The organism is Azospirillum sp. UENF 211521, from assembly GCF_058780535.1.
The window spans coordinates 3,123,065-3,137,712 of the sequence record NZ_JBSNCF010000001.1; the positions used below are offsets into that span (position 1 = coordinate 3,123,065).

Annotated in this window: 12 protein-coding genes and 1 pseudogene; 5 read left to right on the forward strand and 8 right to left on the reverse strand. The window is 69.4% G+C overall.

All coding sequences use genetic code 11. The annotated features are described in order from the left end of the window. Nucleotides 1–97 precede the first annotated feature (97 nt). Together ACWPN5_RS14660 and ACWPN5_RS14665 are read right to left on the reverse strand one after the other, a co-directional pair. Complete coding sequence (locus tag ACWPN5_RS14660) at nt 98–559, reverse strand: tellurite resistance TerB family protein (RefSeq protein ID WP_114859802.1); 462 nt, start codon at nt 557–559, stop codon at nt 98–100. 67 nt (nt 560–626) lie between these two features. After that, nucleotides 627–1,541: a 50S ribosomal protein L11 methyltransferase gene (locus tag ACWPN5_RS14665; protein ID WP_145681498.1), complete on the reverse strand. Its 915-nt coding sequence runs from the start codon at nt 1,539–1,541 to the stop codon at nt 627–629. 292 nt (nt 1,542–1,833) lie between these two features. Between ACWPN5_RS14665 and ACWPN5_RS14670 the strand changes: the two genes are divergently transcribed. Beyond that, entirely contained in the window at nt 1,834–2,973 is a 1,140-nt protein-coding gene (locus tag ACWPN5_RS14670; protein ID WP_200477176.1) for a PDZ domain-containing protein, read from the forward strand. A gap of 16 nt (nt 2,974–2,989) precedes the next feature. Here ACWPN5_RS14670 and ACWPN5_RS14675 read toward each other — a convergent pair whose 3' ends face one another. Then, nucleotides 2,990–4,186, reverse strand: a complete 1,197-nt coding sequence (locus ACWPN5_RS14675; RefSeq protein ID WP_492296017.1) for a hypothetical protein — start codon at nt 4,184–4,186, stop codon at nt 2,990–2,992. A gap of 148 nt (nt 4,187–4,334) precedes the next feature. Beyond that, a pseudogene (locus tag ACWPN5_RS14680) lies at nt 4,335–6,675 on the reverse strand (ATP-dependent helicase). Between the two features lie 562 nt (nt 6,676–7,237). On the opposite strand from ACWPN5_RS14680, the gene ACWPN5_RS14685 reads away from it, so the two are divergent. Then, the gene (locus ACWPN5_RS14685) at nt 7,238–7,927 is read left to right on the forward strand and encodes a LuxR C-terminal-related transcriptional regulator (protein ID WP_145681494.1); all 690 of its coding nucleotides are present in this window, start codon (nt 7,238–7,240) and stop codon (nt 7,925–7,927) included. A gap of 244 nt (nt 7,928–8,171) precedes the next feature. Then, nucleotides 8,172–8,834, forward strand: a complete 663-nt coding sequence (locus ACWPN5_RS14690) for a LuxR C-terminal-related transcriptional regulator (RefSeq protein WP_200477183.1) — start codon at nt 8,172–8,174, stop codon at nt 8,832–8,834. A 28-nt stretch (nt 8,835–8,862) separates the two neighbouring features. Here the strand turns inward: ACWPN5_RS14690 and ACWPN5_RS14695 are convergent, their stop codons facing one another. Continuing rightward, nucleotides 8,863–9,630, reverse strand: coding sequence for an alpha/beta fold hydrolase (locus ACWPN5_RS14695; RefSeq protein ID WP_145681493.1), 768 nt, complete (start codon nt 9,628–9,630; stop codon nt 8,863–8,865). Nucleotides 9,631–9,875: 245 nt separating this feature from the next. Continuing rightward, the gene (locus tag ACWPN5_RS14700; protein WP_145681492.1) at nt 9,876–10,436 is read right to left on the reverse strand and encodes a hypothetical protein; all 561 of its coding nucleotides are present in this window, start codon (nt 10,434–10,436) and stop codon (nt 9,876–9,878) included. A 232-nt stretch (nt 10,437–10,668) separates the two neighbouring features. Between ACWPN5_RS14700 and ACWPN5_RS14705 the strand changes: the two genes are divergently transcribed. Then, on the forward strand, nt 10,669–11,118 hold the full coding sequence (locus ACWPN5_RS14705; protein WP_035675480.1) for a YccF domain-containing protein: 450 nt from the start codon (nt 10,669–10,671) through the stop codon (nt 11,116–11,118). 10 nt (nt 11,119–11,128) lie between these two features. Here the strand turns inward: ACWPN5_RS14705 and ACWPN5_RS14710 are convergent, their stop codons facing one another. Then, nucleotides 11,129–12,286 carry a DUF3095 family protein gene (locus ACWPN5_RS14710; RefSeq protein ID WP_492296021.1) on the reverse strand — a complete coding sequence of 386 codons (1,158 nt, stop codon included), beginning with the start codon at nt 12,284–12,286 and terminating at the stop codon, nt 11,129–11,131. A gap of 178 nt (nt 12,287–12,464) precedes the next feature. On the opposite strand from ACWPN5_RS14710, the gene ACWPN5_RS14715 reads away from it, so the two are divergent. Beyond that, nucleotides 12,465–13,742, forward strand: a complete 1,278-nt coding sequence (locus tag ACWPN5_RS14715) for a hypothetical protein (protein ID WP_200477172.1) — start codon at nt 12,465–12,467, stop codon at nt 13,740–13,742. Nucleotides 13,743–13,799: 57 nt separating this feature from the next. Here the strand turns inward: ACWPN5_RS14715 and ACWPN5_RS14720 are convergent, their stop codons facing one another. Next, nucleotides 13,800–14,213, reverse strand: coding sequence for a CBS domain-containing protein (locus ACWPN5_RS14720; RefSeq protein ID WP_247883089.1), 414 nt, complete (start codon nt 14,211–14,213; stop codon nt 13,800–13,802). Between the last annotated feature and the right edge of the window lie 435 nt (nt 14,214–14,648).

The following is a 14,648-nucleotide window of genomic DNA, read 5'->3' on the forward strand; positions in this document are numbered from 1 at the left end:
TCATCCGGTGAAGCCGTCCGCGACAGGCTAGGCAGGGACGCCCCACCGCGCAAGCGCGGGAAAGGGCATAGCCGCGCGAAGCCCCCGGCGGGACGCCTTACAGCCCCGAATCGTCGGGCAGGCCCAGCCGTTCCAGCACGCGCTTGCGCGCGAGACCGCGGTCGACGTCGGGCACATGCAACAGGCCGCCGATGCGGCGCAGCAGGTTTGATTCCAGGTCGTTCAGCTCGCCGTCGGCGTAAGCGACCTCCCACAGCATCTCGATGATCCACAGCCGCTTGTCCGGCGGGCAGTGGTCGTTGATCACCGTGACGTAGCGGTAGTAGGGCGAGGCGCCCTCCGTGTCGAACACGGCGGCGGACAGCAGGTCCTGCGCCTCCTCCTCGCTCAGCTTGAAGTGGCGGCGGGTGACGTCGAGGATGCGCTCGCGCTCCGCCTGGGAAATGGTGTTGTCGGTGCGTGCGGCCTCGACCAGAAGGGCGGCGGCGGCGGCCTCCAGCCTGTGGCGGTCGTCGCCGGGGTCGTTCTCCTGGAACAGCGCCCTGATCCGGTTCAGCATCGGTCCTCCGCGGGTCGTCCATACGTCCGAAAGGAAATGGCGACGGGAGGACCGAAATCCAGGGGCATCAGCCCTTTACGGCCGTCCGCTTCGGGCGCTTCACCACAAGGGTGGTCCATTCGCCGACCGGGATGCGCGCGACCAGATGCAGGCCCTGGGTGCGGTGCGCCTGGATGACGTGGCGCTCCTGCCGGTTCAGCAGGCCGGCCAGGATGGCGACGCCGCCGCGCTGCAGATGGCGCTTGAGCTTCGGCGCCATGCGGGCCAGCGGACGGGCCAGGATATTGGCGGTGATCAGGCGGTAGGGCTTGTGCTTGCCCACGATGGCGGTGTGGTAACCGTCGCCGCCCTGCGAGCGGATGCGGGCCTTCACCCCGTTGAGCGCGGCGTTGACGCGGGTGACGCGCACCGCCTCCGGGTCGATGTCCACGGCGGTGACCGGCACCCGCCAGCGCTTGGTCACCGCCAGCGCCAGGATGCCCGAACCGCAGCCCATGTCGAGCGCCCCGCCCCGACCGGCGTGCGGCAGGCTCATGCGGCGGGCCAGCCGGTCCAGCGCCATCAGGCAGCCCTTGGTCGAGCCGTGCTCGCCCGTGCCGAAGGCGGTGGCGGCGTCGACCAGCAGCGGGATGCTGCCCGCCGGGACGATGCCCTCATGGTGGGAGCCGTGGACGAAGAAGCGCCCGGCCTGGATCGGCGGGAAGCCCTGGTAGCTGTGCGACACCCAGTCGATGAGCGGCAGCTCCTCGACGATCAGCTTCGGCTCGGGGATGCCCACGGCCTCGGCCAGCACGGCGACGCGGGCGTTCAGCCGCGGCTCGTCCGGCTGCCCGTAGACCGTCGCCTCGACCAGCCAGTCGCCGTGCTCCTCCAGCTCGAAGGTGGACACCGCGTCGGCGTGATCGCCAATCGCCTCGGCGAACGCGGGGGCGTGGGCTTCGGGAATGACGAGCGCGATGCGCCAGAGCTTGGAGGAGGACATGGGAGGGTCGCCGATGATGGGGTGGTCGTTGTCTGGTGGGAGACTTAACCACAGAGACGCGGCGACACAAAGATTTCCTGCGGCCGGACGCACGGCTCCATCGCCGCACAGGGCCGCCGCATCCGGAAAAGGGTCCGTCGGGCTGGATCGACCGCAAGGTGCGACGTTTTGGCCGACGAAAGCACGGCACAGGCTTGCCGCCGCTTTTCTTACCACTTTTGAGCGGGCACACTGCAACCGGAGACAAGCGGATCAGGGGTTCCGCAAGAGCGAGACGGGGGAGACGGGCTTGATGCAGCGCGTTAGCAAAGCGGCCAGGGCATGGATGCCCGCGCTGGTGGCGGTTTCCGGGGCGGCGATGGTGTCGGGCTGCGCGCTCGATCCGGCCGGGCTGGCGATCGGAGCGATGAACGCGGCGAGCATGCGGTCGGAGGCGTCGCTGGTGGCCGATATGGTCCCCTCCTACCGGGGCACGGGCTGCCAAGCCCTGGCGTCGCTCCAGAAAGGCTACATTGACCAACTGCCCACTGTGGACCCGGCGTACCGCGAGGCGGTGGTGGTCAACATCAAGGCGGTGCGTCAGGTCATGGCGGAACAGAGCTGCGCGGAGGGTGGCGGCACGGTGGCGGGTGCGGGCTCCGCACCGGCGACGACCGTCACCACCGGCCCCAATGGCATCGGCGGAGCGGTGGCCGGCACGGCCGCTCCCGCCGCGGCACCGGCGAGCGAACCGCAGGGGGCGATGGGAGCGGCTGTGGGTCCGTTGACACCCCATCTGACGCAGGCCTTGGGGCTGGAGTCGCCGCGCGGCCTGGTGGTGACGGCGCTGGTCCCGGGCAAGGCGGCCGAGCTGTCGGGCATCCGCGGTGGCGACGTGATCCTGGAGGTGCGCGGCGTCGCGGTGGATGATGTGATGCAGATGCGCCGCGTTCTGGGCGTGGTGCCCAGCGGGCAGAGCGTGCTGGTCAAGCTGTGGCGCGCCCGCGAGCCGCGCGAGCTGATCGTCGGCCCGATCATCAGCACGACCCCGGCCCTGCCGCCGGGTGCCGTGTACGCCGATGCGCCGGTCCTGCCGGCCGCGCCGGTGCGCGAACGCTTCTGCGTGGCCCAGATGACCGGTTCGGGCCTGTTCTCGAGCAGCGTGCACTCGCCGCTGTTCACGGTGCGCAACGACGGCAGCGAGGCGGAAAGCACCAAGCTGACGACGGCCTTTTGGGAGGCGGCGCGGAAGGCTCAACCCGGATACTGGCTGGCGCCGCCCCCGCGGCCGACCTGCACCCGGGATTCGAAGATCTGCACCTCGGCCAGCGCCGACTCCGACGTGCTGATGATGCTGTGCGAGACGGACCGCGAGAAGGGCGTGGAGATCTACGAGGCGCTGCGCCGGGACAGGCCGCGGACCGAACTGCCCTGGTCGCCGCCGGCGTCGTGAGGCGAAGCCGGCGGGGTCACCGCCCCGACAGCCGGTCCGCGATGTCGTGCATCCCCTGCTCGCGCAGGATGGCCTGACGGTGGCGGATGAGGCGGCGGGCCAGCGCCTTCTCCACCTCGGCGCCGCCGAGCAGGCGCCCCTGCGGATCGCGCAGGTGGGTGGCGAGATGGTCGGCCAGCAGCGCCTCCTTCCTCGGGTCGCGGCGGTCGAGCGGCTGGGTGCCGTTCAGCGAGTGCTGGATGCGCTCCAGCAGGACGGCGCGGCAGCACGGCGCGCGCCCCTGGACGATCAGCGCGCCGACATGGGCCAGCAGCGGGCTCACCGGCTCGCTCTTCGGCTGCGGGTCGCGGCCCAGGATCAGGTCGGCCAGCGCGCACAGCCCCAGGGCGAGGTTCGGCTGCGCACCGAGAAGCTCCTTCACCAGCTCGGCGGAGCCCAGCGTGTCGGCCATCACCCCGTCGAGCAGGGCGAGGTGCCGCGGCTCGACCTCCGGCCCGATCAGGTCGAGCAGCATCTCCAGCTTGCCGGCCAGCGAATTGCGGTCGGCCAGATGAAACGTGAGCTGGCTGAGGAAGGCGAAGTCGTGCCCCTCCTCCCCCACCGCGGCGGCAAGGGCGCGGCTGGAGCGGGACAGATCGGCGGAGTTGAAGGCCGGCAGGGCCTTGCGCTCCGCCTGGAAGTCACGGGCGCGCGCCATCACCACATCGGCGAGGGACCGCAACTCGCGCGCCCGCGCCGGCACGGCGACGCCATGGCGGTCCGCGTGGTGGCGGGCCACCGCCTGGAGCGCCGCGCCGAGCAGCAGTCCCTGCTCGTCAAGCTTTCGCAGGTAGGTCCAGGAATGGAGAAGCTCGGTCGGGGTGATGCGGAACTTGTCGAGGAAGGGGCGCAGCAGCCGGCCGGTGACCACCCGCGACTCGAACCCGTAGAGATCGCCGGGGGCCGTGCAGTAGGGCGCGCCCTCCGCCGTGCCGCCCAGCGTCATCGGCTTGTCCTTCACCACCGGAACGGCCTTCTGGAAGATCACCGTCTCCAGCGACAGCCCGGCCAGCGAGCGGAACTTGATGGCCTTGACCTCCTCAACCCCGCTGACCGCCAGCCAACTGCGGGCGGAGGCCAAGGCCCGGCGCTCGTCGTCGTAGGTCCCTTCGATGGTCCAGCGCCCCTCGCGGCGGATCTGGACCTCGAACGCGGTGCTGCTCTTGCCAAACACTGGGCGGGTTCCGTGGCTGTTGGGGCGGCTGTGGGCACGATGTCTGTGCACAACCAGTAGCCGAACCCGGACGCCCGACCTGTGACGATCGTCACCGCAGCGGAGCGCTGCGGCAATCGGTCACCCTGCCTTCAGCGCCCCCTGATCCTCAGCCCGCCTTCTCCGCCGGCACCACGAAGCTGTCCATCACCTTCTTGCTGCCGGCCTGGTCGAAGTCGATCTCCAGCTTGTCCTGGTCGACCGCCGTGACGGTGCCGTAGCCGAATTTCTGGTGGAACACCCGCGCCCCCTTCGGGAAGGGCGCGTTCGGGCGGGCGCGCGGAGCGACCTGATAGGACCCGCTGTCGAGCGTGATGGTGCGCGGCGACGGGGGCTGCTGCCGACCCGCCGCCTGCTGGCCGGCGCGGAAGGCGGCGTAGCTCGACGAATCGCGGAAGCTCCCGCCCCCACCGAAACCGCCCCCAGCATTGCCGCCCGGATAAAGGCCGCTCGCCGCCTCCGCCTCGACGTCGCCGCCGGGAATCTCCTCGACGAAGCGGGAGGGGATGGCGCTGACCCAGCTGCCGTAGAGGCGCCGGTTGGCGGCGTGGCTGATGTAGGCCCGCTTGCGCGCCCGGGTCAGCCCGACATAGGCGAGGCGGCGCTCCTCCTCCAGCCCGGCGATGCCGGTCTCGTCCAGCGCGCGCTGGTTGGGGAACACGCCCTCCTCCCAGCCGGGCAGGAAGACCATGTCGAACTCCAGCCCCTTGGCGCCGTGCAGGGTCATCACCGTGACCTGATCGACGCCCGCGGCCTCGGCGTTCTCCATGACCAGGGCGACATGCTCCAGGAAGCCGGGCAGGTTCTCGAACTCCGCCATGGCGGTGATGAGTTCCTTGAGGTTCTCCAGCCGGCCCGGCGCCTCGGGCGTCTTGTCCTCCTGCCACATGCGGGTGTAGCCCGACTCGTCCAGGATCATCCGGGCCAGTTCGGTGTGCGGCATGGTCGCCGACAGGGTGCGCCAGCGGAAGAAGTCCTGCAGCAGGTTGCGCATCACGCCGCGCACCTTGGGCTTCAGCTCGTCCGTCTCGGTCAGCGCCCAGCCGGCCTCGGTCAGCGGCATCCCGCGCGAGCGCGCCGCCTGATAGAGGCATTGCAGGGCCGCCGGCCCGACGCCGCGCTTGGGCACGTTGACGATGCGCTCGAAGGCCAGATCGTCGTCGGGCGAGTTGACGACGCGCAGATAGGCCATCGCGTCGCGAATCTCCTGACGCTCGTAGAAGCGCGGGCCGCCGATCACCCGGTAGGGCAGGCCCAGCGTGATGAAGCGCTCCTCGAACTCGCGGGTTTGGAAGCCGGCGCGGACCAGCACGGCGATCTGGGCGAGCGAGACGCCCTGGCGCTGCAGCGCCTCGATCTCGTCGCCGACCCAGCGGGCCTCCTCTTCGCCGTCCCAGACGCCGCGCACGCGCACCGGCTCGCCGCCGTCCGCCTGGGTCCACAGCGTCTTGCCCAGCCGCCCCTTGTTGTTGGCGATCAGGCCGGAGGCCGCGGACAGGATGTGCCCGGTGGAGCGGTAGTTCTGCTCCAGCTTGATGACGGTGGCACCCGGGAAGTCCGCCTCGAAGCGCAGGATGTTGCCGATCTCGGCGCCGCGCCAGGCGTAGATCGACTGGTCCTCGTCGCCGACGCAGCAGATGTTCTTGTGGGCCTGCGAGAGGATGCGCAGCCACAGATACTGGGCGACGTTGGTGTCCTGATACTCATCGACCAGGATGTACTTGAACTTGCGGTGGTATTCCGCCAGCACGTCGGGGTGCTTCTGGAACAGCGTGATGTTGTGCAGCAGCAGATCGCCGAAGTCGCAGGCGTTCAGCGTGCGCAGCCGCTCCTGGTAGGCGCGGTAGAGCGCCACCACGCGCCCGCCCGCCACGTCGCCGCCGTCGCCCTCGTTCAGCCGGTCCGGGGTCAGCCCGCGGTCCTTCCAGCGCTCGATCACGCCCAGCACCTGCCGCGCCGGCCACTTCTTGGAATCGACGTTCGCCGCCTCCAGGAGCTGCTTGATCAGGCGGATCTGGTCGTCGGTGTCGAGGATGGTGAAGTTGGACTTCAGCCCCACCAGCTCCGCGTGGCGGCGCAGGATGCGCGCGGCCAGGGCGTGAAAGGTGCCCAGCCACCAGCCCTCCGGCTCGATCCCCACCAGATGGGCGACGCGCTCGCGCATCTCGCGGGCGGCCTTGTTGGTGAAGGTCACCGCCAGGATCTGGAAGGCGGCGGCGCGGCGCGTCATCAGCAGATGGGCCAGCCGGGTGGTGAGAACGCGAAGTCTTGCCGGTGCCGGCGCCGGCCAGCACCAGAACCGGACCGTCCATGGCCTCGACCGCCTCGCGCTGCACGGGGTTCAGCCCGTCCAGATAGGCGAAACGCTGCGCCGGCGCGGGGGCCGGGGCGCCCGCGTGGCTGAGGGGATCATGGCCCAGCGGATCGTCGTAGGCGTAGGGATCGGACATGCGGCACCGGAGTTCCTGGGCGGGCTCCCCCGCGGTCGGGAGACGCCCTTCATCGAAAGAGGACACCGTATATAGCACGCCCCCCGGCGCATCGAACCCCTTCCCTCGACGGAACGGCCGGGGGGCTCCGCCGATCGGCATGGGACTAGGCCCATGGACCGAGACAGAGGCGACCCGCCCTATGTCCGACACCATAGCGCCTGTCTTATCACAATCGCCCGAAGTCACATCGGCCATAGGAGCCCAAGAATCACCCGCAGTCACAGACAAATCACAGGCTGGACCGAATTCAGGACCGATTGATTATTCCACCTGGAACATTCATGAACGGTTCCTTGGACGGTTTGTCTTATTTCGGCTTAGGGCATATGCCCATTGCGAGACATAATTTTTCCTTTGGGGAAATTTTCTGTTCCGCAAATCCGAGGTAATGTCCAATCAGATCGTGGCACCCCGGAACCAAACGGACAGCCGCGGAGAGCGGCCCTCCCCCCGGACCGGATGTCCACGGAGGCGCCAGACGAACGACCGAATTGAAACAAACAGAGGGCGGGTAGGAACAATGGACCCCGTGAACGTTTTCCTGATCGACGCGAACAAGCTCTTCCGCGAAGGCATGAAGCGTCTGTTCGAGAACACGCCCTTCAAGGTGATGGGCGAGGCCGGCACCCTGCGCGAGGGCGTCCCCGCGGTCGAGGCGGCGGGCACCCAGCCCGACCTGGTCCTCATCGATCTCATCAACGGCGGCGAGGACGAGGCCGACCAGCTCCGCGCCCTGCGCGACGGCCACCCCGGCATCCGCGTCGTCATCCTGACCACCGACCTGTGCACCCGCCGCCTGTCGGGCGCGCTCGGCGCCGGCGCCCACGGCTACCTGATGAAGGACATCGCCTGCGAAGCGCTGATGCAGTCGCTGAAGCTGGTGATGATGGGCGAGAAGGTGTTCCCCACCCACCTCGCCGAGCTGCTGATCAACGGCCGCAGCGAAGAGCTGGCGACCGAGGTCCCGGCGCGCCGCAAGGGCCTGTCCCAGCGCGAGATCCAGATCCTGCGCTGCCTGCTGAACGGCAACTCCAACAAGATGATCGCCAACCACCTCCACATCACGGAGGCCACGGTGAAGGTCCATCTGAAGAGCCTGCTGCGCAAGATCAACGCCTCCAACCGCACCCAGGCGGCCATCTGGGCGCTCAACAACGGCATCGGCGATCAGGCGGCGGAAGCCGCCGGGGTCAGCGCCGGCGCGGTCTGACGCCTTCCTGCGGTTCTGCTTCCCGGCACCCGAAACGCCGGCCGCGCCATCCCGCGGCCGGCGTTTCGGCGTTCGGGGCACCCGTTTTGGGTGCGACGGCATGCCATAGGTGGTGCGCCATAGGACCAAAGGCCCTCTTCCGCCTCGAAATGATGATGGCTATTTCGGCAATACGCTCCGAATTTGTTTGGATCGCAGCCCCGACACGATGAGCACCATGGAATCCAGCGCGGAAAAGCCGACCCTGAACGTTCTGCTTGCCGACGATCACCTGCTGTTCCGGGACGGGCTGCGGCGTCTGCTCGCCCAGTCGGATGACAGCATGGTGTTCCACGAGGCCGGGACGTTCGACGACGTCCGCCGCCTGTGCGACGGCGCCATCGCCTTCGACCTGATCCTCCTGGATCTGGGGATGCCGGGATGGAATGGCTTTTCCCTGCTCGGCGACATCCACCAGCGGCTTCCCAAGGCCTTGCTGGTAGTGGTGTCGGGGTCGGAGAAGCGGTCGGACCTGCTGGCCGCGCTGGAAAACGGCGCCGCCGGCTTCATCCCGAAGTCGAGCAGCGCCAAGGTGCTGATGGGTGCCTTGCAGCTGGTGCTGGCCGGCGGCGTCTATCTGCCGGAACAGGCGATCCGCGGCGACCGGATGGCCGACAGCGCGCCGCACGCCGGCAACGGCGCGGCGGACCCCGACGCCCTTGGCACCCTGGCCGACGGGGCGGGCGACCAGCTGACGCCGCGCCAGCGCGACGTGCTGAACCGCCTGCGCGACGGCAAGTCCAACAAGCAGATCGCGCACGAGCTGGGCCTGACCGAAGGCACGGTGAAGGTGCATGTGACGGCGATCCTGCGCCAGCTCGGCGTGCGCAACCGCACCCAGGCGGCGATCACCGCGAACGGTTTCTGACCGGACGCCCTTTCCGGGCCTGCTCCGTTCAGGCCCCTCCCCGCTCCACCGAGGCGACCAGCGCGGCCAGCGCGCCGCGGATGGCCGCCTCGTGCTTGGCGGGCAGAACCTGCTGGCCGGGTACGGTGACCACCGTCAGGGTGCGGCAGCCGGTCAGGCGCTGCTCCAGAAAGGACGCGCCCGGAAGGCCGTCCGGCACATCCTTTCCCTGAACCAGCGTGACCGGCACGCGGACCGCGTCGAGTGCCGGCGCCATGGCGCGAAGCTCCGCCGCGCTGTCGCGGGCGACCGGGGGCAGGATGCGGGCGGCGATCCGGCGCAGCACGCCGGGCCGGGCCGTCTCTTCGGCCATCGGGTCGATCAACAGAAGACCGCCGACCAGCTCCGGGAAATCCACGACGGCGCGCAAGGCCACCGGCACGCCGCTGCCGCAGCCGATCAGCAGCGGCTTGCGCGAACGGCGAAGCGTCAGAAGCGGACGCAGCGCCGCCGCCGGCACGCCGGGGTCGCCGCGCAGGAGGGAGGCGCTGTTGACCGGCGCCGGATCGGGCCGCGGCACCGCCACCCATTCCTGCCCCGCCGGCACCGCGCGCAGCAACCGGGTCCAGGCCCGGGACTCGCTCGACGCCGCGTGGACCAGGATGATCCGCCGTCCGGCGGGATCGCCGGCGACGAGGCAGCCCGACCCCACCTCCCGCGATGCGCCGCAGCGTGCGGTCGGCGCCTCGCCGGGCGACGACGGCACGATGCCGAACGCGGCTCCCGCGGGCCGCCCGGCGCTGCTGTGTATGGTCAAGGCTCCGCTCCCCGATTCCCGAACATGGTGCGGAGATCGTCTCCGCCGATTGCCAGGGAGCGTAATGGAGGGTTCGCGGCCTTGTCCCGTACCATAAAAAGGCCCGAAATGGCGCGAACGGTGGCCACAAATCCCGAAAATCGCAGGTTTTTACCCCAATTGTTGTGCAGTCCCGCCAACATCGGCGGAATCCGCACAAGAATTGGGACTATCGAGGCCTTGGAAGGTTCCGCGGGCCCGGAAGGTCAGTGGATGGTGTTGCCGTCGGGGAGCGCCTCGACCGGACGATCGTCGCGCGGCTCGGACGGGCGGTGCAGTTCGCGCATCAGATCCCGCCAGTCCGGCGACCCGCCGAGCTGCTGGATCAACTGCGTGGAGAAGGCGAAGACGGCCATCTCCAGCGGCCCGTTGTCCTCGGCGTGGGCGTTGACGGTCAGGCAGGATTCGGCGGCGCTGACGAAGATGGCCGACGCGATGGCCACCCCCGGCCCCGGCTCGGGCAGAGGCACCGGCGCCGGGGCGGACCCGGTGGTGCGCAGGGCCGACAGGTTCTCCACCAGCAGGCGCGTGCGGATGGCGGTGTCGATCGCCGCCCCCATGGTGTAGCCGGCCTCCGACTCCGCGGCGGAGCGCAGCAGGCGCAATCCCGCGATCACCCCGTGGGCGACGTCGGCCGTGCCGGCGCGCTTGAGAGCCGCGGCGATGGCGGTGCCAAGGATGGCGGTGACCACCGGTGCCATGCTCTCGGCGTCGTCGCCCATGACGGCGGCGTCGGTGGTGTCTTCGTGGTTCTGGACCTCGTTCATGCGGCCTCCGATCCGGTGATACCCTGGATGGCGTGCGGCGCGGACCCCGGTTCCCTGCGGAACCGCTTTTTGCTCAAAGGTCCCTCTTTCGATCTGTGGCCTTTCCGGAGGGCATTCAAGCCACCGGAAGCCGGGAGGGGGTGAATCTTTCGATGCGCCACTTTCGCCGATCCCTCCTCTGGGCGAAGCCACCCACCATCCCCACATGTGCGGGCAAAAGGAGAAACACCCGATGCCCTTCCTCAGCCTTCTTCTCAACATCCTGTGGGTGGTGACCGGCGGCATCTGGATGGCCGCCGGATGGCTCTTCGCGGCCATTCTGATGGTCATCACCATCGTCGGCATCCCGTGGGCGCGGTCGGCCTTCACGATCGCTTGGTACACCCTGTTGCCCTTTGGACAAACCGCGGTCCGCCGGGATGAGTTCCGTGGCCGCGAGGACATCGGCACCGGCCTGCTCGGCACGCTGGGCAACATCCTGTGGTTCGTGCTGGCCGGCTGGTGGCTGGCGCTCGGCCATCTGGTGGCCGCGGTCGGCCTCGCCATCACCATCATCGGCTTGCCCTTCGCCTGGGCGCATCTGAAGCTCGCCCTGCTGGCCCTGTGGCCGGTCGGCACCGAGATCGTGACGGTGGACGAGGCGGAGTCCCGCCGCCGTCTGCTCGGCCGCGGGGCCTACTGAGCCGCGCGGCCTACGGAGCGGACGGCTCCCGCTCGGCCATCCGCTTCAACATGACCGAGGCCCGCCAGAAGCCGAGTTCCGCTCCATCCACGAAATGGACGTGCCGGTCGGCGGCGAGGTCGCCGACCAGGCAGGTCATGGAGGCGGCCGTCGCCCGCGCCGTTCCGTAGCGGATGCGCCCGGCCGCTGCGTGGGCGGCCAGCATGGCCTCGATGGCGCCGGCCTCCTCCTCCGTGACGTCGAGGACGAGGCGCGGCCCGCCGGCCGATTTGCGGAAGTCCGACCGTTCGGCCATGCCGCGGCGGTAGCGGTCCGGATCGAAGCCGGCCAGCCGCCAGCCGCCCCCCAGCATCACGGCGAGCAGGGCCGATTTCCCGAGCGCCGACAGGGCGCAGGCCAGACGCCGCCCGCGCGGGCGGGTGCGCGCCTCCAGCCACAGCGACCGCCAGGAGGGCGGCCAGCGCACCACCAGCCGCTCGCCCATGCCGAGCGGCGCCGCCGTAGCGGTCGGCACGATCCGCTCGATGTCGGCCTGGACGCGGGACAGCACCGACAGGCCCGGCCCGCCGCCGGGCAGCGGGTCGACGATCACGCACAGGATCACCCCGCGCGCGCTGTTCACCGGGCTCCAGCGGCAGGACACGCCCTCCAGCCCGGTCAGCGGGCCGGGCTGCGGCTCCAGCCGCCAGCGCGGGTCGGCCTTCACCCAGGCGTCCGCCGCGGCGACCCCGCGCCCGAGGAACAGGCCGAAGGCGTCACCGTTGCCAAAGTCCTGCAGGGCGACCAGCACCTCCAACCCCTCGTCGAGAAGCGCCCGCACCGGCACGAGACCGACGCGCAGCGGCACGTCCATCTCGGTCGCCGCCCAATGGGCCAGCGCCGCCAGCGCCTGCTCCGCCGCCGCCCGGCGGCCCGGCGGAACCGCGGCGATGGCGCCGTCGCCGCCGAACTGGCAGGCGGGGGCCTGATCCGGTTCGCGCACCGCCTCGGACAGCACGGCGACCACCGCGGCGGCCACGAAATTCACGTCGCGGTGCCGCCCCTCCGCCGCCAGGCGGGTGCTCGCCACCACGTCGGCGACGGCGAGCGCCCAGTCGCCGTCCAGCGCCGCGTAATGGGCGGGATCGGCGGCTTCGATGGTGAAATCGTGGATGGACGGCAGAAACATCGCCTTCCTCGCGCCAGGAGGTTCCGGGGACGGACCTCCCCAGTCTACGCCCCGGCCCGCGCCCTGTGAATCACCCCCGTGAATCGTTCCCCGAACCCATCCGCAATGGACCCATCCCGGATTGTCGGTCCACCCCGTCCGCTCCATCGTTCCGCCGTCCAATCCGGGGAGGAACGCCATGGGATTCGCAAGCGACTGGAAATCCGCCAAGACGACGTTTGAGACGGCCACCGGCAAGAAGAAGCCGAGCGCCAAGTTCATGGGCGTCTTCCACAAGTCCGGGCTGGAGGACGTGACCAAGGCGCTCGACACCGCGCTGGGCAAGAGCGACGCCAAGGCGCTGGAGAAGGCGCTGCTCGACTATGTGAAGAGCGCCACCGCCTACCAGACGACCCTGGAGAAGTCGGCCAAGGCCGAGGGCGTCGCGACCATCGCGGCGGAACTGAAGAAGCTCGGGCAGGCTCTGGACGACATCGGGCGCCGCGCCGGCGTGGCCGTCAACGAGCGCATCGCCGAAATGCGCGAGGACGCCGAGGCCGAGAAGGCCAAGGAGGTCGAGGAGCAGGGCAAGGCCGCCCGCGCCATCGCCGACAAGACCGCGGTGCAGATCGACGGGCTGCTGAAGACCGCCAACGCCGACGTCAAGCTGCTCGATCAGGCCGCCGCCAACGCCGACCTCGCGCTGCGCAACGTGCTGGAGGCGCAGGGGGCGGGCAACGCCAAGGAGGCGAAGGCCCAGGCCGCCGCGGTCCAGACCGCCGCCAAGGCGGTGGACACCCAGGCCAAGAAGATCGCCGCCACCGCCACGCAGGCCGCCAAGCTGTTCTCCCAGGGCAAGGCCGCCGTCGCCAAGATGAAGCTCGATCCCAAGCAGCATGGCGGGCGCGACCCGGCCCAGGGGGCTTTCGACCGGGCCGACGGCATCGTCATGAAGCTGGACCAGATGAAGGATGAGGCCGCCGAGGCCGCCGTCGAGGCCGCCGGCATCGTCAAGGAGGCCGCCCAGGCGCTGAAGGGCGCCCTGGACCTGCGCGCCACCTATCTGGCGAGCTGCCGCAAGCTGGCCAAGCGGGCGCAGGACGCCGACTCCCTCTACGACACCGTCGCCCGCGACGTCGGCGGGCAGGCCGACCGCGCGCAGCAGGAGCAGATGGTCGCCGCCGAAGCGACGGAGGACGACAAGAGGGCCGCGTCGATCAAGACGGCGACCTTCTACATCACCCAGGTGCGCCAGCAGGCCGCCCAGGCGAAGAAGGAGATCCTCGCCGCCGCCAACGAGATCACCGGCACCCGCAAGTCCTTCCCGGCCATGGTCTCCGACAAGGACCCCGACTTCGGCCCGCTGCTCGCCGGGGCGAAGGTGTCCCTGGACGGGCTGAAGGAATCGCACGCCGCCCTGACCAAGGCCGAGACCAAGATCGACAAGGTCGAGACCGCTCTGAAGAAGCTGGGGTAATTGGACCGCGCCAAGCCTTCCCCGCCACCCGGAGGGCGGGGGAGGCCTGGCGCGCCGTCACATCATGACTTCGGTCAGGCTGTCCATCACTTCCCGCTCATGCTCGATCAGTGTCAGCTCCTCGCCCAGGAAGTCGCGCATGGACACCACGCCGATGACGCGGCCGTCACGGACAACCGGCAGATGCCGCAGGCCATGGTCGACCATCCGGCGCAACGCCTCGCCCACCGTGATGTCGTGGGGTGCGGTGACCGGGCACGGGGTCATCACCTCCGACAGCGGGGTCTGATCCGGGTCCAGCCCATCGGCCACCACGCGGTCGGTCAGGTCGCGCTCGGTGAAGATGCCTTCGATCTGCTCGTTGATGGAGGCGGTGACCACGACGGACGCCACATGGGCGGCCTTCATCTGCCGCGCGGCGTCCCGCACCGTCGCGCCGGCCGGAAGGCTGACCACGCGGCGGCGATTCATAAGATCTCCGATGTTGCGATGCATCATGGCTTTCCTCCTCCAAGTGCGGATGTTTTGGAAGACCACGGCGGCTGTTTTCGTTGGTCGGACCGCCGCGCCCGCGCCTCGTCGTCGGCTCCCGCCTCCTTTCGCTGTTCATTTGCGGATGCGAAGAGGATGCCGCATCTGCGAAATGCCGAAACGGGCGAATTCTGTCCACTGACCTTTTTATCAAGTGTTGAAAAAGGTAATCACTTTCCCGTCCCTTGACGAGCAAAGCCACCGCAAAGCAACGTCATGGTTGCCATGACGGCGCAACATGCGACAAAACCACTCACCATTGGCCGGCGGCGGAGGTTGTGGCATGGAAAATCAGACCATTTTCGCTGGCGGATCAAGCTTAACCATTATTAAAGGAAATAGGTCCGAAACTCCGGACAATTGCAGTTCTGTCAT